The organism is Streptomyces finlayi (assembly GCF_014216315.1).
GTDB classification, from domain to species: Bacteria; Actinomycetota; Actinomycetes; order Streptomycetales; family Streptomycetaceae; genus Streptomyces; species Streptomyces finlayi_A.
This window is the reverse complement of record NZ_CP045702.1, coordinates 1,258,559-1,278,715: the sequence shown is the minus strand read 5'-3', so window position 1 is coordinate 1,278,715 and position 20,157 is coordinate 1,258,559. Positions and strand designations below refer to the sequence as shown.

The window sequence follows — 20,157 nt, the reverse complement described above, 5'->3', positions numbered from 1 at the left end:
TTGGCTCTGCGGAGGATCTCATATGCCGTCGATCAGCTACAGCGATGCGCTCAATGACGCCCTGGAACGCATGGACGACCTGGGATACGAGCGAGGACAGGGCGTGGATCTCGCCAACCACGGCCCGATGGGCGCCGAGGCGCTCGCCCTGCTCGGGCAAGTGGACGAAGTCGCCCGGTGGGTAGGTCGCTACCGGAGGGCGATGGAACACCACGAGCCTCCCGCCGCCGGCTTCGCCCTGGACCCCGCGGACGAGTCCTCGTGGCGCCCCGCCCTCGGCACCTTCCGGCGGGCCGGGGACTGGGAGCGGCTCTTCGTCCGCGAACTGGCCGGGGCGCACTGGCGCGCGGTGCTCGTGCGCTGGTGGCCCCGCCTGCTTCCAGGGCTGTTCGCAGGCCTGACCCACGGGGTCATCCGCACCGCGCACGCCGTACGCGGCCTGTACGCGACCGGCGACAGAAGCACAGCGCTCCAGCTGAAGGAACTGGCCCGCGGCCTGGCCTACTGGGCGGCCCGCTACAGCGAACTCCCCGGCCGCCCGCGACTGCACGGCCCCCACGAGCTGCCCGACGCGGTCGCCACGCTGCCCCGCGTACCGCTCGACGACGCGATGGGGCCGGGTACCGCCCGCCGGCGCCTGGACACGCTCGCCGAACTCCCCGGCTACGGCGAGTCCTTGGTAATGCTGGCCCCGCAGCAGGCACCCCGGCTGCTGAGCGAGATGACGGCCCAGTTCGCCGATGTCTATCTCGGCCACCCCGAGGTGTACCCCGTCCCGTTGATCCACGGCGTCACGGCCCCCGCCGCCATCCGCCTCGTACTCCCGCATCTACCGCAGGAGCTGTACGAGCCGACGCTGGCCCGGCTCTGGCAGGTGCAGTCGGCGTTCCTGTTCGCCTTCACCTCGGACCGGCGCGACGAGGGCACGGCGGCCTGGCAGTCGGAGATACCGGATCTGCCCCCACTGGACGAGCTGGGCGCCCGCGCCGCCGAGCACGGCGACGAGCACGTCATCAAGTTCACCGAAGCGTGCCTGCGCGAATACGCCCTGCGGCCTGACCCGCGCTATCCGGCCGCCGCCTTCGCCGCGCAGCGGCGCATCACCCGCCTCGACGCCGGCGGCGGAGTCCGCGGAGCCGCGTCATGATGCACGGACTGCCCTGTCTGTCGGCTGGCGAAGGACCGCCGTTGATCGTCCTGCTCTTCACGCCGGAGGCGGCCGTCCCCACGGGCGTGAGCCGCCGGCTCACCCTGCGGATGCTGCGACCCTTCTCCGAGCGGTTCACCACTCACCTCCTCATCCGCCCGCCCGGCCTGCCGCCGACGACGGCGATGGCCCAGCTCGCCGCTGTCCACGCCGAAGCGATCCGGGAGACCTTCGGCGGCCCGGTGAACGTGCTGGGCCTGTCCACCGGTGGGTCGCTCGCCCTCCAGCTCGCCGCCGACCATCCCGAGCTGGTCGACCGCCTCGTCCTGGGCGGTACGGCCTGCACCCTCGGCCCGGTCGGCAGGCGCGCCCAGCGCCGCTACATCGAGCGCGCACGGCAAGGCGAGCGGCCGAGCCCTGCACTGGCCGAGATGCTCACCCGTTCGCCGATCGGCCGGACGGCGCTTGGGGGCCTGCTCTGGCTCATGGACGGCCGCCGCGAATACCACGACGCCGCCACCATGCTGGCCGCCGAGGACGGCTTCGACCTTCGCAGCCGATTGCGCGAGATCAAGGCGCCCACGCTGCTCCTCCAGGGCGAGGAGGACATCGTCTACCCACTCGACCTGGCCCGGCAGACCGTCAAGGGCATTCCAGACGCCCGGCTCGTCGTCTACCAGGACCGTAGCCATAGCGGAACCTTCACGGACAAACGGTTCGCCGCCGACGCCCTGGCCTTCCTGCAGAACGATCAGCCCTAGGTTCCAGCCACCGAAGCCCCGGCTTCCTGGCGTGCCACCACATGCCAGTCGGACCGGTAAGGAACGGTCAACAGGGGCTTCTCAGGGACCCTTCATACGAGGCCACCAGGGGATGTTTTCCCAGGTCAATGGCTACGAGGGCCCCATTGATTCGGCCTCGGGTAAGGCAACGTCGTCCGTCGACTCGAAGAATGCGTCGCCGAAGGCGAGTACCAGACCGACTGTGAGGCCGCGCGCGAGCCGGAGCCCCAACGCCAAGCGCCCGGCTGCGCACGCGAGATGCGCCGCCGGGTGGGTGGGGTGCTGAGCCATCAGTGGACCTGCGTCCCGAGCGTTGAGTCGGACGCATCTACTTCGCCCTCGACTCCGAAGAGAAGCGGTTCATCGTGAACCATGTGGGACTGCACCTGTAGCCGGCCCCGGCGGGCACTTCGGCGGCCTGTTCACCGACTGTCGGCTGTGACGCTCGTTTGACGCTCCAGGTATCCACCCGCAGGATTGCGAGCTGAGAAGTCGTGTATGACCTGGGCTTTTCCGTGACTCGCCCAGGCCAACGTCTTTCCGATGACGTCGCATGTTGAGTGTGTAGCGATCCTCGAGCCTGCAACGGAGGGCCTTTGACCTGCTGGTTTCCCAACTTTCGGGAAACTGGGCAGGTCGCGTCGACATGTTTTCATGGGCGCATCATGTGGAGTGTGTGACGCTTTTTGAGCCTCTCGAAAAGGCCGCTGACCTGCAGGTTCAGAGGGTGTGCGTGGCGTGTGCCACTCCCGATCCGGGCGACGACATGGTGCTGACAGGGCATCTTGACGCTCACCGGACGCTCCTTCTGGTGGGGTGTCAGGTGAACTGCTGGGCAGTCAGGTGTCCAGGGAAACTGTCACAACTGCCGGGTGGGGCGGCTTGGCTCGCCGCCGATGTCGACAACCTGTCAGCGCCGACGGCCACGCGATACGGCGTTCCGGCGTCGTCTCCTCAGAGTCGACCGAGGAAGCGCAGCGTGCTCACCTCGGAGTTCTGTCTGCCCAGTCTCTGCATGCCCTGCACCAGCCCGAACCGATCGCACCACACTCAAGCCTGTGGATCCGCGCTGAACTGAGCCAGAACAAGGAACGGCCTCCGGGGCCGATCGGCCCCGGAGGCTCTGTCGCCAGCGGCCTTGACGCTGGCGGCATACGTCGACCTGCGGCCGGGGATCCGACCCCGCACTTCGTCCTTACGGAGCCAAAGGGGTATAGGACAAGGCGGTGTCCACAACCTCTTCTGCCGTCAAGCCGTCCGTAAAACCTTCCATGTCGTGATGATAGATGAGATTGAGTACACGAGGATGAGGAACGTTCGCTTCGAGAATCTCCACGAGCCTATCGACTTCCTCCTCCGTCCCGTGGTCCGCCATAATTTTTCGAACGAGCTCGACGAGCTGATCGCGGGTAAGGTCAGGCGCGCCCATCACACCTCACTGATGATAGTTGGGGTCCAGTACCTCGGCATGATACCGAGGCGTTACAACCACCAGGTTGTCCAGATCCTAGACGCCGCCGCCATGTTGAATCGGTTTTACGTGGTGGAGGACGTACTTGTTATTCCTTCCCACGGCTTGCTGGTTCGCCACAAATGGCGCCCTGCCGGCAGCCATACGTGTCCTGTTTGATTTGCTGAAGCCTGCTGCCAACCCTGAGTCACTGGAAACAGCTTTCCAGAATGCCTCGCGAAAATCCCCGAATGTTTTGAAGGATTTCCCCTGCAGCTGTCGGCCGATCTGTCCCGGGATTTTCCCGTACTTCCATGGGTTCCCTTCAGCCACCCACCAGATATATTGGACAGACGCCCGCCACCTGTTACAGCGCCCGGAGAGTTCCTTAGCTCTGTGGCCGTCCTGGCCCCCGTAATGGCGGGGCGACTACTCAGCCCTTCGGCGCCCAAGGCCGACGTCTCGGGCTCGACCGCTTGTCACCTCCAGCCGCTGAGGCCGCCGACCCCGACGAGGGCCACTTGCTGGGTGAGTTCGTCGGCGGCTTCCGCGTACAGGTCGGCGAGTGCGTCGCAGCCTTGTTGGCGGAGCATGTACTCGGCGCGGTAGAGGCGGTAGGCGGGGCGGATCCACACCGCTCACCATGGCGGCCCGGCTACTCGCCACGGGAACTCACCACGCCGGGGCGGCGACTCACACCATGTCCTGCCAACCGGTGGATCCGCTGCGGTGGGTTCCGATGGCTGGGTACCTGTTCCTGGACCTTGGGTGTGCGGTTTGCGTCACCTGAAAGGCGTCACGCGGTGACGCTTCCTGGGGGGACCGTCTGCGCCATGCCCTGGTCCGGCAGCGGGGTGAGCAGCACGTGCTGTCGGATCGCTTGGTCTTCCCGAACGGGGTGTCGCTGGAGTACCAGGTGCTGCCGTACTCCGGGCCCCTGAAGCGGGGCCAGGGAGGCGGCGCCCTTGCAGAACTGCCTTCAGGGCGGCCTCGCCCGCTTCGATCGCTTCGCGCCGGGCCTTCATCGTGCGCCAGGCCCTGGTCCTGCACGTCGCGGAGCAGTACCGACGGCTCCTTCTCGACCCGTCGGGGAGAGGCGTTCCGCACTGGCTGCAGCGCGGGGTCTTCCTGTTCACCACGCCTCCAGGGTGCCCCTCGGTACTGCCGCCTGACCATCACCCCTTCCGGAGCCGTTCGGCGAGTCACCCTGACCGAGGCACTCGGGTTGAGGCCACCGCCCACCCCAGGTCACAGCACTTTGCGCCCTCACCTCACCATGGCCTGGCGCTCAGCTAGGAACGAGGCTGGCATGTTCTGTTCCGCCCAGACCACCTTGCCGGTGCCCGTGCGGGACGAACCCCAGCGGCGGCACAGCATGTTGATGAGCTGAAGCCCCCGTCCGCCCTCGTCGCTGAGGCTCGCGTGCTGGATCTGGGGCAGGTCGGGGCCGGTGTCCGACACCTCCACGACGAGGCGTTCCCCGCACAGCAGCCGCAGCTCGCCGGGGCCGTTCCCGTAGCGCAGTGCGTTGCCGACCAGTTCGGAGACGACGAGCTCGGAGACGTCGGCGAGTTCCTCGAGGCCCCATGCGGCGAGCTGGCCGGTGACGAGACCACGGGCGGCCGAGGCGGCCCGGCCGTCCTGCAGCAGCTCCCACACCCGCAGGTCCCCAGCCGGGAGTGCGGCGCTCGTGGTGACGAGGAGCACCGCCTCGTCGAACTGGACGGCGGTGGCCTGGGCGCGCTCCACCAGACCGCCCTTCTCCAGCGACCCGGGCGGCAGGCTCAGAGCCGCCGTACGCAGCCGGTCCAACTGGGCGTCCACGTCCTCGTCCCGGGACTTGATCAGGCCGTCCGTGTACATGACCAGGTGGGCGCCGTCCGGGACGCGCAGCCGCAGGGGGTCGTACGGAATCACGCCCGCCCCCAGCGGCGCGCCGGTCGGCACCGGGACGAGGTCGGCGGCGCCCTGCCCGTCGAGGAGCAGCGGCGGCAGGTGCCCGGCGCTCGCCAGCGTGTAGGAAGAGTCGGCGGGGTCGTATACCGCGCACAGGCAGGTGGAGACCTGCTCGTCCTCCAGGTCGCGGGTGGCCAGGTCGAGCCGCGCGAGGATCCGCTCGGGGGCCATGTCCAGGGTCATCAGCGTGCGGGCCACCGTCCGCAGGCGCCCCATGGTGGCGGCGGCGGGCAGCCCGTGCCCCATCACGTCGCCCACCATCAGCGCCGTCCGTCCGCCGGGCAGGGCCATCACGTCGTACCAGTCCCCGCCCACGCCATGATGCGCCGCCGCGGGCGTGTACTCGGAGTGCACCAGTAGGCCCGGCGTCGCCGGGGTGACGCGCGGCAGCAGGGAGCGCTGCAACGAGACGACGTGCTCGCGCTCCCGCCCGTACAGACGCGCGTTGTCGATGAAGACCGCCGCCTTGGAGGCGAGCTGCTCCGCCAGCGCCAGGTCGGTGGCGGAGAACGGCGGGGCTCCGCGGCCGCGCACGAAGTCGACGCTGCCGAGCAGCAGCCCACGGGCGATCAAGGGCACGGCCAGGTAACTGTGCACGCCGGCGGCACGCAACTGCGCGGCGGCGCTCGCGGTGGGCGCGACGCGGATGAAGTCGTCGTCGCGCATCCTGCTCAGCAGCACCGGTTTGCCCTGCTGGAGGACGTACCGGTGGAGCAGCGTCTCGTGCGGCTGCTTGGCGTGCACGAAGATCTCGCCCACCGGGGTCGGCTCCAGGCTGGAGAGCTCCTCGATGGCGCACAGCGCCGTGGCCCGCATCTGCGGGATGCCGCGTTCGGTCTTCCGGGAGCCCTCGTCACCCCGCAGGACGCTCTCGAGGATGTCCACGGCCGCCCCGTCGGCGAAACGGGGCACGGTGAACTCGGCGAGTTCTTGTGCGGTGCGCTCCAGGTCCAGGGTCGTGCCGATGCGGGAGCTGGCGGAATTCAGCCAGGCAAGACGGCTGCGGGTGGTGAACCGGTCCGGCGGCAGGACGCCTCTGCTCCGGCGGAACCGCACGTTCGCGCCGGCCGAGCGTCGCCCGGCGGAGCCCCGACTGGGCAGGCGCCGTCCACCACTGCCGGCGTTCACTCTTCCGCCTCCAAAGCAGGACTCGACGCCTCATGGTGCCCAGTGTGCACCGGAAACGGCCGCGGCACCTCCGGGTAACCCTGATTGGATCACCTGTTCAGAGACTGTGCCCCGGCGCCCGTTCCTGGCTCCACTGGCCTGACTCCCGGATTCGGCTTCCACGACGAGCTGATGGGCATTGGCGACCGACCGCTACGGTTCAGACCGTCGCGGCCTATGTGCACTCAGCAAGTACCGGAACCTGCCGGGTGAGGAGCGCCCCTCCCAGGGTTCCTGCGACGCCTGCGACGCCGATGATCACTGACTGAGATCCACCGACGTACCCCGTACGAATTCTTCGGCCTCGTGCCCGCTGCACGTGGCCCAGGCCGTCAAGTTTGCCGCTCCTGGGCGCGCCGGGGTTTGGTGGTCTTCTGGTGGTGGGCGGGGCGGTTGTACGCCTCGCGCGACAGCCAGCCACCACCGCCGGCAGACGCCGGATCACCGGCTACTACATGACGGGCACCCTGGACGAGTAGCACCATAATTCGAACAAGCGATCTAATGAGTGAATGGACGCCACCTCTTCCCCGACGACCTGATCCACGCCCAACAGCAGTGGCACTACACCTACCGCGCTCTCGCCGCCTTGCACCCCCGCCGTACCACCGAGCTGCGCCGCCACCTGCTCACGCTGTCCGTCCGGATCCACTGGCATCCGTTCTGGTCCACCCCGGCGGGCCGTACGCCTGTGGCCCGGGTGGAGCTCCGGCGCCGGACCGGCGCCGACCGGACGCGGGGCGCCGTCTGAGCCCTGTCCTTCTGGTGCCGAGAGCCGCTAAGGGGTGAGGCGGGAAAGGCCCGCCCGCTCGTACTGCGGAGGCATCTGTGATTGTTCGTTTCGTCGGCGGTCCGCTCGCCGGTCGTGTGCTGAAGACCACCGACACCCCGTGGGTCGGGGGCTGGCTCACGGTGGTGAGGCCGCGGACTGGGGCCTGTACGTCCCCGTGCACCGCGACTCGGTGACCGGTGTCGTCCTGGCGGAGGCCCGGGTCACCATCCCGCGCCGCCGGTAGGCAGCTTGTGCCGTATGGGTGCGCGGTCAAGTCCGGGTCTCCCGGAGTACGGCCCGGACCTCTGGTGCCGCCGGCGGCCCTGCCCCGGCACCAGGGGCCCGCCGCTCCCGAACCGGAGGCGGCCGGCGAGCTGCTTCGCGAAAAGACTCGAACTCCCGTGCTCTGGGGGGAACTTAGCTCACTTATGTGACTACGAGATGGCGGCGGTTCACCGATCGCCGGGCCTTCTGACGATGTCCCGCTGTACGCGCCGTGGGCGGGGGAGGGCGAGGTCTTGGCCGAAGCCGCAGTGGCCGGCCGCCGCGCTGCGGAGTGCATCGGGTCCCTGCCCGGCCCGGCCCGGCCCGGCGGCGGGTGCGGACTTCGGCCCGGGAATCCACGCCTCGGAGGGTCATGCCTCGCGTATGCCGGTACGCATTCGCGCGACGGACACCGCCTGCCTGCCACCGCAATCGTGATCCGCGCTGGTGGGAGGTGGCCGTCCGGCAGGCCAGGCCGTGAGGTGTAAAGGGTGTCAGGATGTTCATGTGGACGTGCGCAAGAGAAATCGGGTACGGGTGACAGGCCGGGAGGGCGGCCCGGTGGTGATGCTCGCCCACGGGTTCGGTTGCGATCAGAATCTCTGGCGTCTTGTCGCGCCCGCGCTGGAGGAGCGCTTCCAGGTGGTTCTGTTCGATCATGTGGGGGCGGGGCGTTCCGATGCGTCGGCCTGGAGCCCCGAGCGGTACTCCACCCTGGACGGCTATGCGCAGGACGTCATCGGCCTCTGCCGGGAGCTCGGCCTCGGGCCCGTGACTTTCGTCGGGCATTCGGTCAGTTCCATGATCGGTGTGCTGGCCGCCGTGCAGGAGCCCGCACTCTTCGAGAAGCTGGTCCTCCTCACCCCCTCGCCGTCGTACATCGACGACGGTAACTACCGGGGCGGATTCAGCGAGCAGGACATCGACGAACTGCTCGAGTCACTGGACAGCAACTATCTGGGCTGGTCGGCGACCATGGCACCGGTGATCATGGGAAACCCGGAGCGCCCCGAACTAGGGGAGGAGCTGACCAACAGCTTCTGCCGAACGGACCCGGAGATCGCCCGGGTCTTCGCGAGAGCCACCTTCCTGTCTGACAACCGGGCAGATCTCCCCAAGGTGACCGTTCCGACGCTCATCGCTGAGAGCGCGCGCGACACGATCGCCCCGCGTGAGGTGGGCGCCTTCGTCCACGCGCAGATCCCCGGCAGCGAACTGGTCACACTGGACTCGACGGGCCACTGCCCCCAGCTGAGTGCCCCCGAGGAGACTGCCGAAGCGATCATCGCCTTCGTGCAGGAGCCGTGACTGTGCACCCGGCCGGCGAAGGGACCGACGCATCATGGCCTGCAGAGGACCGTGACCACGATTCCCCGGTGTTCTCCGCCCTGCTGGAGGACAGTGCGGAGGACCTGTACGAGAACGCGCCATGCGGCTACCTCTCCACACTGATGGACGGACGGATCGCCAAGGTCAACGGAACGCTCCTGAAATGGCTCGGCCACCGCCGCGAGGAGCTGGTGGGCCACAAGTACTTCTCCGACCTGCTGACCATCGGCGGCAGGCTTTACCACGAGACGCACTTCGCACCGCTGCTGCGGATGCAGGGTGAGGTCAACGGAGTCGCCCTGGAACTCAAGGCCACGGACGGCACCCGGCTGCCCGTCCTGGTCACCTCCACCGTCAAGCGCGACGCGGATGGCAAACCGATGCTGATCCGCACCACCCTCCTCGACGCCCGGGACAGGCGTACCTACGAGCGAGAACTCCTCCGGGCCCGGCGGGATGCTGAGCATGACCGCGAACGCCTGCAGCGCCTCGCTACCACTCTGCAGCGCACCCTGATCCCGCCGGCCATCGAACCGGTTCCGGGCATGGAGGCCGCCGCGCACTACCATTTCGCATCCTCCGACGAGGTGGGCGGGGACTTCTACGATCTGTTCCCGCTCGCCGCCGGAGGCTGGGGGTTCTTCATGGGGGACGTGCGCGGCAAGGGCGCGGACGCGGCCGTGGTGACGTCGCTGGCGCGGTACACCCTGCGAGCCGCGGCAGTCTCCGATCCCGTACCGGTCAGGGTTCTGGCCAACCTCAACACCGCGCTCAATCACCAGGTCCAGGAAGACGAACCCCTCTTCTGCACCGTGATCTTCGGCCTGCTCACACCCGAGGAGACCGACGTCGGATTCCATGTCGTCCTGGCCGGCGGTGGCCACCCTCCCGCCGTCCTTCTCCGGGCTGAAGGCAGCGCCGACTACCTGCACACCCCGGGCGGCCAACTGGTCGGGGTCGTACCGGACGCGCAGTTCACCACCGTCACCCTGGACCTGCGTCCCGGTGACACCCTGCTGCTCTACACCGACGGCCTGACCGAAGCCCGTACCGGCAACCCGGGTGAACGCTACGGCGACGAAGCACTCCTGGACTTCGTGCGGTCCCTCGCACCCGCCTCGGCATCGGGAGCCGTCAGGGCGCTCGCCGCACTGCTGGACTCGTTCGGCGAGGGACTCGACGACGACACCGCGCTCCTGGCGATGAGCGTGCCACCGGGCGAGGGGCCGGGGAGGGCTTTCGGCGTCACGTGCGCAGACGTCAGATCAAGCACACGATCCCCGAGCCGAGAGACCAGCGGGCCAACCGCCGGCGCCGCGGCAGCCAAGGAGGTCGGCCCTTAGCTTGGCGTTTATGGTCGCTGCGTCTGGTGTTCCTTGATCGATTCGGCTCGTTTGACGGTCTTGCCGACGTCGTGGCGCTTGGCGCGGTGCTTGTTCTTCGAGCCTGCCGGTCGTCCTGGTCCTGGTCGGGAGGGTTTCGGTGCGGCTGCGGGGCAGTCGGAGGCCGTCGCACGGCTCCTGCCCGGTGAAGGTCAAGAGCGATTCGTTGTTCGGTTCCGAGGATCAGGGAGGTGTCGGACTCTTGGCCGGTGGAGCGGAACTTCTTGTCGTGCGACCGTGAACGTGATCTCGAGATGCCGCGGGATGTACGGGATTGGCTGCCGCCCGAGCACCTGTGCTGGAAGGTGCTCGGCGTCGTCGAGTTTCTTGACCTGTCGGCGTTCGAGAACAGCTACCGTGACGACGGGCAGGGCGGGGTGGCCTACCCTCCCGCGAGCCTGATTGCGTTGCTCCTGTACTGCTACAGCAAGGGGGGTGCGCTCCTCCCGTCGCATCGAGCAGGCTTGCTGGGACGACGTGGGCTGCCGAATCATCACTGCGAACCGCCGAGTGGACCACTCCACCGTCGCGCGGTTCGTACGACGCCACCGTGCCGCCTTGAACTCGCTGTTCGTCCAGGTGTTGTCGCTGTGTGGCAGACGCGGCCTGGTCGATCTTTCGGCGGTGGCCGTGGACGGCTCACCAATGGAGGCGAACGCCTCACGCGCCGCCAACCAGCGGCTCCAGCGCCTGGAAGAAACCATCTCCCAGTGCGAGAAAAAGATGCACACGCTGATGGAGGATGCAGCAGACCACGCGCTGAGCGTCGAGGCCGACGGCTCGGCAGCACAGGGCGATGGCGAGGACCCGCGCGATAACTGGCCTCGCCTGTCCCGGCTGTGCGACCGGCTCACCCGCGCGCACATGGCCAGGGACAGACTGCATGAACGGGCTATGCCTTCACCCACCGAGATCCGGATCAAGGTCGAAGCCGCCGAGCGGATGGTGGCCCGTGCGGAGAAGCGCCTGGCCGCCGAGACCGAGGCTCACCAGGAGAAACTGAGGCAGTACGAGCTCCGCGTCCAAGAGGACCGGGCGGCAGGACGTCGTGGAGCGAACGGACGGCCGCCGGTCCCGATGGAGCACAAGACCGTCCTCGTTCGCCAGCGAACGCGACTGGTGAAGATGCGGGCCTGGCTGGAGCGGGCCCGCACCCCCCGACCGGCCCCCTCCCCGGACGCCCGTGCCTGCCTGAGCGATCCCGACTCCCGACTGATTCCCGGCAAACGTGGCGGCTACCTCCAGGGATACAACATCCAGATCGTGTGCGCCCGCCGTCAATTCCTGCTGGCCATCGAAGCGCACGACAATCCCTCGGACAGGACGGCCCTCGTTCCGATGGTGAAGAAGACTCAGCACAATCACCAGGCCGCACGGCTCCCCGGCGACATCCAGCTCTGGCTCGCCGACAGCGGGTACGCTTCCGCCGCCTCCTTCGAAGCCCTCGCCGACCTCCCGCTATTGGTCTCGGTCACCAGCGATGCCGACCAGGCAGGCTTTCCCGCGAAACGTCAGCAGGCCCCTGCCGGCCAGCAGGACATGGCGGCCCGCCTCGCCACCCCAACAGGACGGGCCCAGTACCGTCAACGAAGTGTCCTGGTCGAGCCTGGATTCGCTCAGCTCTTCCAACGCTTCGGACGACACCTCAACTACTGCGGCCGCACGGCGGTGGACGCCGAGATCAAGCTCCTCGGCACGGTGCACAACATCAACAAGCTCATCAAGCACACGCCCAAGAAACGCCCTTGACCTTCAGCGGGCAGGAGCCGTGCGACAGCCTCGTCGCAGCCGCGCGGATGTTGCGAAACCCTCGCCGGACCCGGGCGGGGGTGAGGCGCCGGGGCTCGGGCACCCGCCGTTCCCAGGGGCGGCGCAGATCTTCGGCGAGCGGGCGGGCGAGGCGGAGCTGGGTATGTGCGGCGATGACCAGCCAGGTCCACAGGTCGGCACTGTCGGCGTGGCGGATCTTCGGGGCGGTCCAGCCGAGGGTCTGTTTCATCAGCCGGAAGGTGTGTTCGAGGTCGAATCTGCGGAGGAATGCCTGCCACCAGCGGTTCACGTCCGTCGGTGGGGCGGCGGTCGCCGAGATCCAGAGCCAGACTGGTTTCGGGTCGCGGTCGCCCGGCAGGCGCTCGACCTTCAGGCGCATCAACGTGCCGTGCAGTACGGGGAGTTCTTCGTCGGCCAGGTCCAGCCAGGGGCCGCGGTGGGTGAGTCTGGGGTGCATCCGGTCCCAGGCCATCGCCTCGGCCTTGCCGTAGTGGGTGGTGTCGGTGGTCGTGGTGACCTCGGGTTCGTGCCAGCTGTCGGGCCGGGCGAGGGAGAGGACGCCGCCGTGCTTGCGGGGGCGTCCGCCCCTGGGTCCCGAGCGGGCGGTCCCGGCGTCGCGGAGCATCACGCGGTCCGAGCGCAGGCGTCCGACCAGGACGACGGGCAGGTCTGCCAGGGCGTGGGAGAGGAAGGCGATGTCGTAGCCGGAGTCCATGACGACCCAGATCTCCGGGTCGCCTTCGCGCCACTGCCCGGCCTGCCTCAACCTATCGATTGTGTCACGTAGTTGGGTGGCGGTGACCGCTGTCGCGTCGTCCGCCTGCCCCAGGCGCACGGCGTCCAGCAAGGCGGTCCAGGATGTCCGGCCGGTCTCCAGAGCCGCGACGAAGGAGTACGGCCAGCCGGGCACGAACTGGTCCTTGCTGCGGTCCCCGCGTCCGTAGACGTGGCAGAACAACCGGTCGTTGCTGGTGGGGGCGTCGGGGCGGAGCCAGTTGCTGACGTCCACGGCCAGCACGATCCGACCGTCGGCCGCGCGGGGCAGCGGAAGGCCGGCCAGAGCGCGCCGCAGGCGTGCGGGCTCGCACCAGCCCCGGTCCAACGCGGCATACAGGGCGCCGTGCCCACGTCGATGCTCGACTGCCAGCGACAGCTCGACCAGCGTCCTCACCGGCCCGTCCGTGCACAGCACCGCGTCGGTGAGCTCGAAGAGCGCGTCCGAGCGGGCGTAGAGGCATTCGTAGAACTCAACCCGAAAGCGGGACAACACGTCCAACGCCTCACCTGCGGGTGCATCGACATACAGACTCATACACAGCGGCCGTTCTCTCGGTGCTTCGTGACTCGACATCTCGAAGCGTGGAGAACGGCCGCCCTAACTGTCCGGGAAAGAACCGCAGATCAACAGGTCGAGTGACCTGCGGTGTTAAACGCCAAGCTGAGTTCGGAGGAGCACGTCTATCTGGAGGCCGGACGTGCTCGATACCGATTGCGGCGACGCTGGTGGCACTGGGCCGCGGCCGTCTCGGGCGGCCTGCTGATCGGCAACCGGCTTGACGACTCCGTTCAGGCGACACCGGTCACGGCCATCGCGGGAGGGGTGTGCCTAGCGGCGCTCGGGGGCCTTGTGTACATGCTGTGGAGCACACGGAGCCTTCTCACCGCAGCACCGTGGCATCGTGTAGTGGTCTTGACCCTGGCCGCCGTACTTGGCTATGTCCTTGCCTACCTCACGGGACAGCCGGTCCTCTCACGCCCCGTGCATGGTGCCTTCAACCCCTCGGAGACCGCCCAGGTCGTCACAGCCATCAGCGCGTTGGCCTCTGCCGTCGGCATGAGTGCGGCTGCCGTCATCGGAGCCGTCGCGCTTCTGATCCACGCGCGAAACGACGCTGCGCGTGTTCGCGCTGGGCTTCCGCCGGCCCCACCGGCAGAGCCTGCGGCCTCGCCGACCGCGCCTATCAGGGTGCCGGCGCCACCGTCCGCACCCCGTACTACCACCACCGCGAACAGCCCGATCACTACCAGCAGTTCAACCGCGACCACGCCCGACTGAGAGCCCCGGGCGAACGTGCCTTCGCCCAGTTGAAGTCCTGGCGACTACTCCGGCGAGCCAGATGTTCCACCCGCCGCATCAGCACGATCGTCCAGGCCATCCATACGCTGCTGATCTGCAACTATTCAGGATGAAAGAGGTTCACTGCTCGGCGAGCTCACGGATCTTCGCGTGGGAGCGGTTGATGACCTGCTGGTCTGTGGAGACTCGACTTGCGAGGAAATAAGTCTGCTCCTAGCGTGAAGAAGGGGTGATTCTCATAAGTGACAAGTGATCAAGGGGATTTCGTTCTCTCCTGATCCATTTGACAGAGCATCACGAGACCAGTGACCTCGGAGGTTAAACCAAATGTCGAATGGCACCTACATCGCTTCGGAAGAACGAGTTTTCGGTCAACTCACCCTGAAGATCGTCAACTTCTCGGCCCAGGGGTGGTCGTGGGATAGCTTCCCGCCAGGATATTTCTATCTCGGCGGAGGACTTGTGCCTCCGAGTGGCCAGAAGGAAGGCTGGGCTGTCCTAGCGAAGAACACCAACCCGAGTGACCCGGTCATCGCCTCTCCGCAGCAGTGGAAGATGGTGACAAAGAATGGAATATGGCGGCCGGTGCCGCCGCCCGGCTACCGAGCCCTTTCCGACCTGGACGACAATGGCGGCATCCCGGGAAACCCTTTGCCCGAATGGAAGATCGCGCAAGTCTTCGGCTGCGTGAAGGAGAAGGGTTCCGACGGCCACCCCTACCTGCACCGGGGCAATCCCGTGGAACACGCATACGGCGAAAACCGGGCATGGTACATTCGCGCTCCATACGGCTGGTTCGACACGGCTGGCTTCAAGATCACTCCGACCGAGTACGGAGGTGAGTGTCTGTACTCTCCGGGTGATCCCCTGGATTCACCGGTGAACTGGGTGCTCAACCTCCCCGTCAAGCCGGAGATCGGCCCGGACCCGCAAACGCCCGCCATGACTGACTACGGAGTTCCGCAGGAGGACACACCCTGGTCGGTGGAGCGGCGCGTAAAGGTGCCCTGCCTTGCAGTGAAGGACACCGGCAGGTCGTTGATCTGGCAACTTCAGAACTCCCCCACATACACCCTCGAAAGGAGGTCCTGCTACCACCGCGAAGGCTTCATCAACAACAAAGACGGGAGCATCCCACAAAGCCGCTCCTCGTCGTGGATGACTGGAGTGAGCGAAGGAGTCACCAAGGAGTGGTCCGCGAAGGTCGGGGTCTCTGTAGGCTTCGAAACCGGAGTCAAAGCTGGAGTACTGTTCGCCGAAGCTACCGCAAAGTTCAGTGCAAATCTCTCTATCGAGGCCGGGTACTCCAGCGCGACCCGGGTGGAAGAGATGAAGAGCCACACTGACACGGTGGAACTGGTCGCCCCGCCGCATCACAGCGCCGCCATGTACGGCATTCAGGACGAGCTAAGGATGATCAGGGAAGACGGCACCGTAGTGGGAGGGCAAGAAGGCGGCCTTACCTTCGAGCAGCACGACTCTTCCTACTACGTCTACTTCCCGTCAAGCGACGGAGACGGAAGAGACGCGGGACTGCTCGCATCACTCGCCTCAGCCAGCTCCCGTTAACCGAGGTTCAGCCGAGGACTTTATGCTCGGCTGCACCAACCTCAGCAACGAGATCAGCGGTCTGTCGACCCGGGCTTTTGGGGCGACAGACCGCTGACAGGGCGTAGCCGAGGGCTTCGTGCTCGGCTGCATCAACCTGAGCGACGAACTCGGCCGCCTGCCAACCCGATCCTCGGCGACTTACTACTCCAGTCAGGGGCCTGTCAAAAGAGCGGGTCTGTTCCGTAGTCGGTGGTGACGGTGAGAAGCCGTATCTCAACCGGTCATGGAACGTGTGAGTCGAACGGGTTTCCCGCCGGGGTGATCTTCCGGCGGTAGGTGCATGAAGGCAGGGCCCCTTGGTAGCTCGGAGGTGCGAACCGAACCGAGCAGTTCCAGGAGGCCCTGTTGTCGCAGTTCTACGCGCTCGCGTCCGCATCGTTCAACTCGACTGCCCGATCGTGCGATTGCCTCGCGCACGTGTACGGGAACGCGGCTGATCACCCGGATCGGGTGCGCCGGTACCCGTCGGATTATTTCTCGCGTGCACCTTCCTGTCTCGCTAGCCGGGCCCGGGTCGTCTGGCAGTACCAACCCGTCCCGGCGTTGTCGGGGCTGCTTACCGCTCGGCTCGACATCCCCCGAACCGAACTGCCCCCAGCTTCAACCGGATTGCTGCGACAACCCGGCGGTGAAGGTCTCTCACCTCACTCGATTCCATGGCGCCTCGTGGCGCACCCACGCGCTTCGACAAACGGGCGTACATCTTGCACGGGACGGTCACCGTGGCGGCGATCCGCCTGTGGGTGCGTCCGGAGTGAAGCGACCGTTCAGAGGTCCTCGACGCCCGGGTAGTGGCGGCGAAGTTCGCTGAGACGCGCTCGTCGGCAGCCCTACGTCGGCGCTGTCACGTTGCCGGTGGGGGTGGGATGTTCTTCGGATTGCCCGTGTCTGGGGAGAGGGCTGGTCGTGTCGTCCGCTGTGCCGTCGTACAGGAACCACCGGTATCCGGTGGAGGTCATCTCGCACTGCGTCTGGCTGTACTTCCGCTTCCCCCTCAGCTACCGCGAAGTGATGTCAGGTGCGATGCGAGTGCTGCTGGCTCATGGATGGCTGCCGGCCGGTTTCGGCAGCCGGGCTGCGCGGTGACCTGGGTCAGCCGCTCTCCAGACGCGCGGCCGGGAGGTCGTCGAGAATCGCTGAGACCGTCAGTGTCGGCGTGTGCGCCGAGGTGTCGAGCCAGAGCCCGATGCGCGGAGTCTCCGCCCGCACAGCGTGGTCGAGTGCCTCGACCGTCCAGACGCCGTCCCCGGCCTTCGGGCGCCCGGCCTCTCTGCCCCGCACGACCGGGATAGGGGGGCCAGCACGACGACGAATAGCGGTCGGGTGTGCACCCTGGCGACATACCGGGTCAGGTCGTCGCCCAGGGTGATGTCCTGGACGACCGCGGTCCATCCGTGGTGCGCGTACTCGTCGGCTACGAGCGCGGAGAGCCGGTAGTGAAGGCCCAGTTGGGCTCTGGCCTCCGTGGTCTCCTCGGGTAGCAGTTCCTCCCGGCCGGAGACCACCATCCGCCGGAAGACGTCACCGCGCACGTGGACGGCTCAGGACCGCTGCCCGGCCAGGAGTTCGGCCACGGTGGAATTCCCCGACGCCATCACGCCGGTGATCAGGACGACTGCGGAACCCGGATCGGTACCCATTCGGACCTCTTTCTCAGGAATGGGCGACAGCGTGCAGGGGCGTCCGCACCGCAACGACGCTGCCTTCTTGCAGGCCCACGTGACATCACCCAACCGGAGGTTGCGGTATCAGGGGTATCGTGCCCAGAACAAGGCGTGCCCGCCATCGCCTTCGGGTACGAGCTCCTCCCCTTCGACGGTCAGCCCGGCCTGGGTCATCCACGCGCAGTTGGAGTGCCAGGCCATCTTGCCCTTGGAAGTGGGCGATGGCTGTGGCTTCCACGAGCTGCCAAGTGCTGTTGCAGAGGACGTTGACCTGCCCCGGTCCCGCCATCTGAGCTCGGTCTGATGTCGGCACGCGGGTGTGTCCGATGAGAGTCACTGCCCATCATCGCAAAGTGACGAAAGTGCTTCCGGAATGTTCCGGGTCGGCATACCCTGCGGGAATTGCCGCACGTCAGACCGCAGTGGTCTGAAGCGCGGCGGAGGTGTCATGGGTGGGGACCCGTATGTATCAGCAACGGTTGACGAACGTGGGGGGCCGGAGGTGCCGTCGATGCCTCGCGATAGGGCGCAGGTGCCTGATCCGTACGGTGACCGGCCCCTGTTGACCTCTGCAATGACGAAAGGCTATGACGCCGTACCTGACGAAGAACGGGATCGGTTGCGGCGCTATCTTGAAGCGGTAGTCGTGGCCCGCCCGGCGCCCGTGCACACTGCTGTCGCCTTCAACGCCGTGTACTTCGGGTACGACCTCGGCGGCGACGGCTACGGCGGCAGCCCGCTCTGTCTCGACGACTTTCCTGTGGTCACCTTCGGCGAGTGCGCCCCCGTGCTCCCGGTCGGTGCAATGGTGTGTGTCGCCACCGGGTCGGACCCGTTGTACGCCGAGATCGTCTATCGGGAGGGTGCCCACCCAAAGGTGGGCGCCCTCGGTGACGTACCCGCCTGGGTGTCAGGGGCACCTGCAGGGGCCGGGGGCCCGGGGAGGCCGGGAGACGGCGCTGCGCCACGGCGAAGGGAGCTCCTGGTCCCGGATCTCCATGCCTTCGGCCCGGCTCTGAGCCTCTCATCGGCCCAGCTCCTCCGCTTACGCACGCGCCGGCGCTGGATCAACGAGGACGGGCATGTCGTCGTCGAGGTCCGCTACCCGTCCCAGGAGGCGGCACGGCGCGACGACCTGACGGCCTATGCGGAGCATCTCCTGACGACGGCACGGGAGCAGATGCTCAGTCCCTTCGTCCCCGTGTCCCTCGCTGCACTGGTGGGCGGCACGCACGACGACGACCTGCGAGCGGGGCTGAGCGGACTACTTGGCACGGTGAGGGGTGCGCTCAACTCCAGTGCCGACTTGCGCACATGGGGTGACTACACCATGACCCGGACCTCCCTCGCGGACTGCTGGCGGGACACCGGGCCGCTGGGCGGCGATGACCTCAGGTCGCTTGCCGCAGCGGTCGAACGCGCGGCCACCCCGGGGAGGCGGCGTTACGGCCTCACCATGCCTGTCACCGTGTACACAGCGGTTGGACCGCGGCTTCGCGCGTTCCCGGGGGCGACGGAGGTGCTCAGGGGAGTGGGGTACGCCGCAGCGGTATGCCGGGCGAACGTGGCGCTCGCCGACGTCGTCCAGGGGGACAGCGACCAGGGCCTGTTCGAGAGCGGCTCGCGGATCACGCTCGACGACGCCTTCGAGGGCGGAGGTGTGTGGCGGTCCCATCATCCCGGTGATGCAGAAGCGCACGGAGAGCCCCTGGCCCCGGCCGGGCGCGGCTGGATATCCACGCTGCCCGCGACATCGGAGCCGGAGCTGGAAGCAGAGTTGGACCCGGTCAATCTGCCCCTGGCCGACGACGCCTCTCTCGGCACCGGTGAACTCCTGCGGAGTGACGCACAGGAGATCGTCTGGCGGGCACCCCTGCGGCTGTCCCAGCTCATCGACGGCTGGTTTCCCTTACAACCGTACGTCGTCGAGGAACTTCGCCGATCTCACGGTGTGCGCCCCACGGTTCGCCTTGAACTCGAACATGCCGGCGAGGCGTTGGACGAGAAGGAGGCAGTGCAGGAGGTCGTCGCCGAACTCGGTGACACTTCGGGCCGTTTGACCGGGATCGTCTGGCCCGGCGACTTCTTCCCCGGCCTGATGCTTGAGCTGCGCAGCCTCCGCGGCGGCTCGGTGATCCGCCTGGCCACGACGTCGCTCGAGGAACGCGTGCTGGTCGGCGACCGTGACACCGGGCACTGTTATGACCCTTGTGTGCTCACCAGGGAGGACGTCCCGGGAAGTGACCGCCACGGTGACAGCGCGGTCGGGCTGGGCCCCCGGCAGCTGGTGATGCGCACGGTGCGCCGTTGCGGTCTGCTCACCCTGGAGGGCCATGCCCTTATGGACCGTTCGGTCCTGCCGAGCGCGGTCTACGGGCGTCGGCCGGCTCGGTCACAGGCCGCCGCCCTGGAATCGGCCGTTGCGGAACTGCTTGCGGAACGGCTTCTGGAACCGGTGCTCGGCAGTCGAGACGCCTGGGGTCAACCTCATTTCCCGCCGCACGACGGACAGCGGACTATTGCCCTCATCGGCTACCGCCCCGCGCGGCCGCGGGTGATACGTCCGTGGGGCGGCACCGAACCGGGTGGCGAGAGGCTGCGGGGGATGCAGTTCGTCCCCGGTCATCTGCGCCGCCTGCGACCGGGGTGCTCGCCCAGTGTCGTTCAGCGTGCGGCCTTTCGGGAGCACTGCCGCAGGCTCGGCAAGGCGGACGGCTGGGAACTGCCCTACGGATACACGTTCGTCACCGAGCACACGCGCGGCCGCTGATTCATCACGCGGGTCC

At 67.5% G+C, this 20,157-nt stretch carries 13 protein-coding genes and 7 pseudogenes; 13 read left to right on the top strand and 7 right to left on the bottom strand.

The features are described from left to right. Nucleotides 1–22 precede the first annotated feature (22 nt). Both F0344_RS05895 and F0344_RS05890 read left to right on the top strand, forming a co-directional pair. The gene (locus F0344_RS05895; RefSeq protein WP_185297762.1) at nucleotides 23–1,147 is read left to right on the top strand and encodes a questin oxidase family protein; all 1,125 of its coding nucleotides are present in this window, start codon (nucleotides 23–25) and stop codon (nucleotides 1,145–1,147) included. After that, complete coding sequence (locus F0344_RS05890; protein ID WP_185297761.1) at nucleotides 1,144–1,908, top strand: alpha/beta fold hydrolase; 765 nt, start codon at nucleotides 1,144–1,146, stop codon at nucleotides 1,906–1,908. The genes F0344_RS05895 and F0344_RS05890 overlap by 4 nt, the downstream gene beginning before the upstream one ends. 1,216 nt (nucleotides 1,909–3,124) lie before the next feature. Here F0344_RS05890 and F0344_RS05885 read toward each other — a convergent pair. The 4 genes from F0344_RS05885 to F0344_RS05875 form a co-directional block, all read right to left on the bottom strand. Further along, on the bottom strand, nucleotides 3,125–3,358 hold the full coding sequence (locus F0344_RS05885; RefSeq protein WP_185297760.1) for a bacteriocin immunity protein: 234 nt from the start codon (nucleotides 3,356–3,358) through the stop codon (nucleotides 3,125–3,127). Between the two features lie 78 nt (nucleotides 3,359–3,436). Next, nucleotides 3,437–3,712 (bottom strand): hypothetical protein, encoded by a 276-nt coding sequence (locus F0344_RS36740; RefSeq protein WP_374940063.1) that lies wholly within the window; start codon nucleotides 3,710–3,712, stop codon nucleotides 3,437–3,439. 146 nt (nucleotides 3,713–3,858) lie between these two features. Continuing rightward, nucleotides 3,859–4,014, bottom strand: coding sequence for a hypothetical protein (locus F0344_RS05880; protein WP_185297759.1), 156 nt, complete (start codon nucleotides 4,012–4,014; stop codon nucleotides 3,859–3,861). Nucleotides 4,015–4,645: 631 nt separating this feature from the next. After that, nucleotides 4,646–6,463, bottom strand: coding sequence for a SpoIIE family protein phosphatase (locus tag F0344_RS05875; protein WP_185297758.1), 1,818 nt, complete (start codon nucleotides 6,461–6,463; stop codon nucleotides 4,646–4,648). A 547-nt stretch (nucleotides 6,464–7,010) separates the two neighbouring features. On the opposite strand from F0344_RS05875, the gene F0344_RS05870 reads away from it, so the two are divergent. The 5 genes and pseudogenes from F0344_RS05870 to F0344_RS35475 all read left to right on the top strand — a co-directional run. Beyond that, nucleotides 7,011–7,253 carry a hypothetical protein gene (locus F0344_RS05870; protein WP_185297757.1) on the top strand — a complete coding sequence of 81 codons (243 nt, stop codon included), beginning with the start codon at nucleotides 7,011–7,013 and terminating at the stop codon, nucleotides 7,251–7,253. Between the two features lie 139 nt (nucleotides 7,254–7,392). Continuing rightward, nucleotides 7,393–7,518, top strand: a complete 126-nt coding sequence (locus F0344_RS05865) for a hypothetical protein (protein WP_258049691.1) — start codon at nucleotides 7,393–7,395, stop codon at nucleotides 7,516–7,518. Nucleotides 7,519–8,045: 527 nt separating this feature from the next. After that, a complete protein-coding gene (locus F0344_RS05860; protein ID WP_308460891.1) occupies nucleotides 8,046–8,846 on the top strand; it encodes an alpha/beta fold hydrolase in 801 nt (266 codons plus the stop codon). After that, nucleotides 8,843–10,090, top strand: a pseudogene (locus F0344_RS05855) (PP2C family protein-serine/threonine phosphatase); the annotation flags it as partial. The gene F0344_RS05860 and the pseudogene F0344_RS05855, both read left to right, overlap by 4 nt. A gap of 17 nt (nucleotides 10,091–10,107) precedes the next feature. Continuing rightward, nucleotides 10,108–10,206, top strand: a pseudogene (locus F0344_RS35475) (IS5/IS1182 family transposase); the annotation flags it as partial. Between the two features lie 12 nt (nucleotides 10,207–10,218). Here the strand turns inward: F0344_RS35475 and F0344_RS36480 are convergent. Then, a pseudogene (locus F0344_RS36480) lies at nucleotides 10,219–10,362 on the bottom strand (NF041680 family putative transposase); the annotation flags it as partial. Between the two features lie 445 nt (nucleotides 10,363–10,807). Here F0344_RS36480 and F0344_RS05850 point away from each other — a divergent pair. Next, nucleotides 10,808–11,998, top strand: coding sequence for a transposase (locus F0344_RS05850; protein ID WP_185297755.1), 1,191 nt, complete (start codon nucleotides 10,808–10,810; stop codon nucleotides 11,996–11,998). 1 nt (nucleotide 11,999) lies between these two features. On the opposite strand, the pseudogene F0344_RS05845 reads toward F0344_RS05850, so the two are convergent. Beyond that, nucleotides 12,000–13,331: pseudogene (locus tag F0344_RS05845) on the bottom strand (NF041680 family putative transposase); the annotation flags it as partial. Nucleotides 13,332–13,621: 290 nt separating this feature from the next. Here F0344_RS05845 and F0344_RS35470 point away from each other — a divergent pair. The 4 genes and pseudogenes from F0344_RS35470 to F0344_RS05830 all read left to right on the top strand — a co-directional run. Next, the gene (locus tag F0344_RS35470; protein WP_308460890.1) at nucleotides 13,622–14,209 is read left to right on the top strand and encodes a transposase family protein; all 588 of its coding nucleotides are present in this window, start codon (nucleotides 13,622–13,624) and stop codon (nucleotides 14,207–14,209) included. A gap of 214 nt (nucleotides 14,210–14,423) precedes the next feature. Next, a complete protein-coding gene (locus F0344_RS05835; protein ID WP_185297754.1) occupies nucleotides 14,424–15,665 on the top strand; it encodes a hypothetical protein in 1,242 nt (413 codons plus the stop codon). Between the two features lie 707 nt (nucleotides 15,666–16,372). Continuing rightward, nucleotides 16,373–16,465, top strand: a pseudogene (locus F0344_RS36735) (IS5/IS1182 family transposase); the annotation flags it as partial. A gap of 148 nt (nucleotides 16,466–16,613) precedes the next feature. Continuing rightward, nucleotides 16,614–16,718 (top strand): annotated as a pseudogene (locus tag F0344_RS05830) (IS6 family transposase); the annotation flags it as partial. A gap of 81 nt (nucleotides 16,719–16,799) precedes the next feature. On the opposite strand, the pseudogene F0344_RS05825 reads toward F0344_RS05830, so the two are convergent. Beyond that, nucleotides 16,800–17,347, bottom strand: a pseudogene (locus F0344_RS05825) (AAA family ATPase). A 643-nt stretch (nucleotides 17,348–17,990) separates the two neighbouring features. Here F0344_RS05825 and F0344_RS05820 point away from each other — a divergent pair. Then, the gene (locus F0344_RS05820; protein ID WP_258049690.1) at nucleotides 17,991–20,141 is read left to right on the top strand and encodes a hypothetical protein; all 2,151 of its coding nucleotides are present in this window, start codon (nucleotides 17,991–17,993) and stop codon (nucleotides 20,139–20,141) included. Nucleotides 20,142–20,157: the final 16 nt, after the last annotated feature.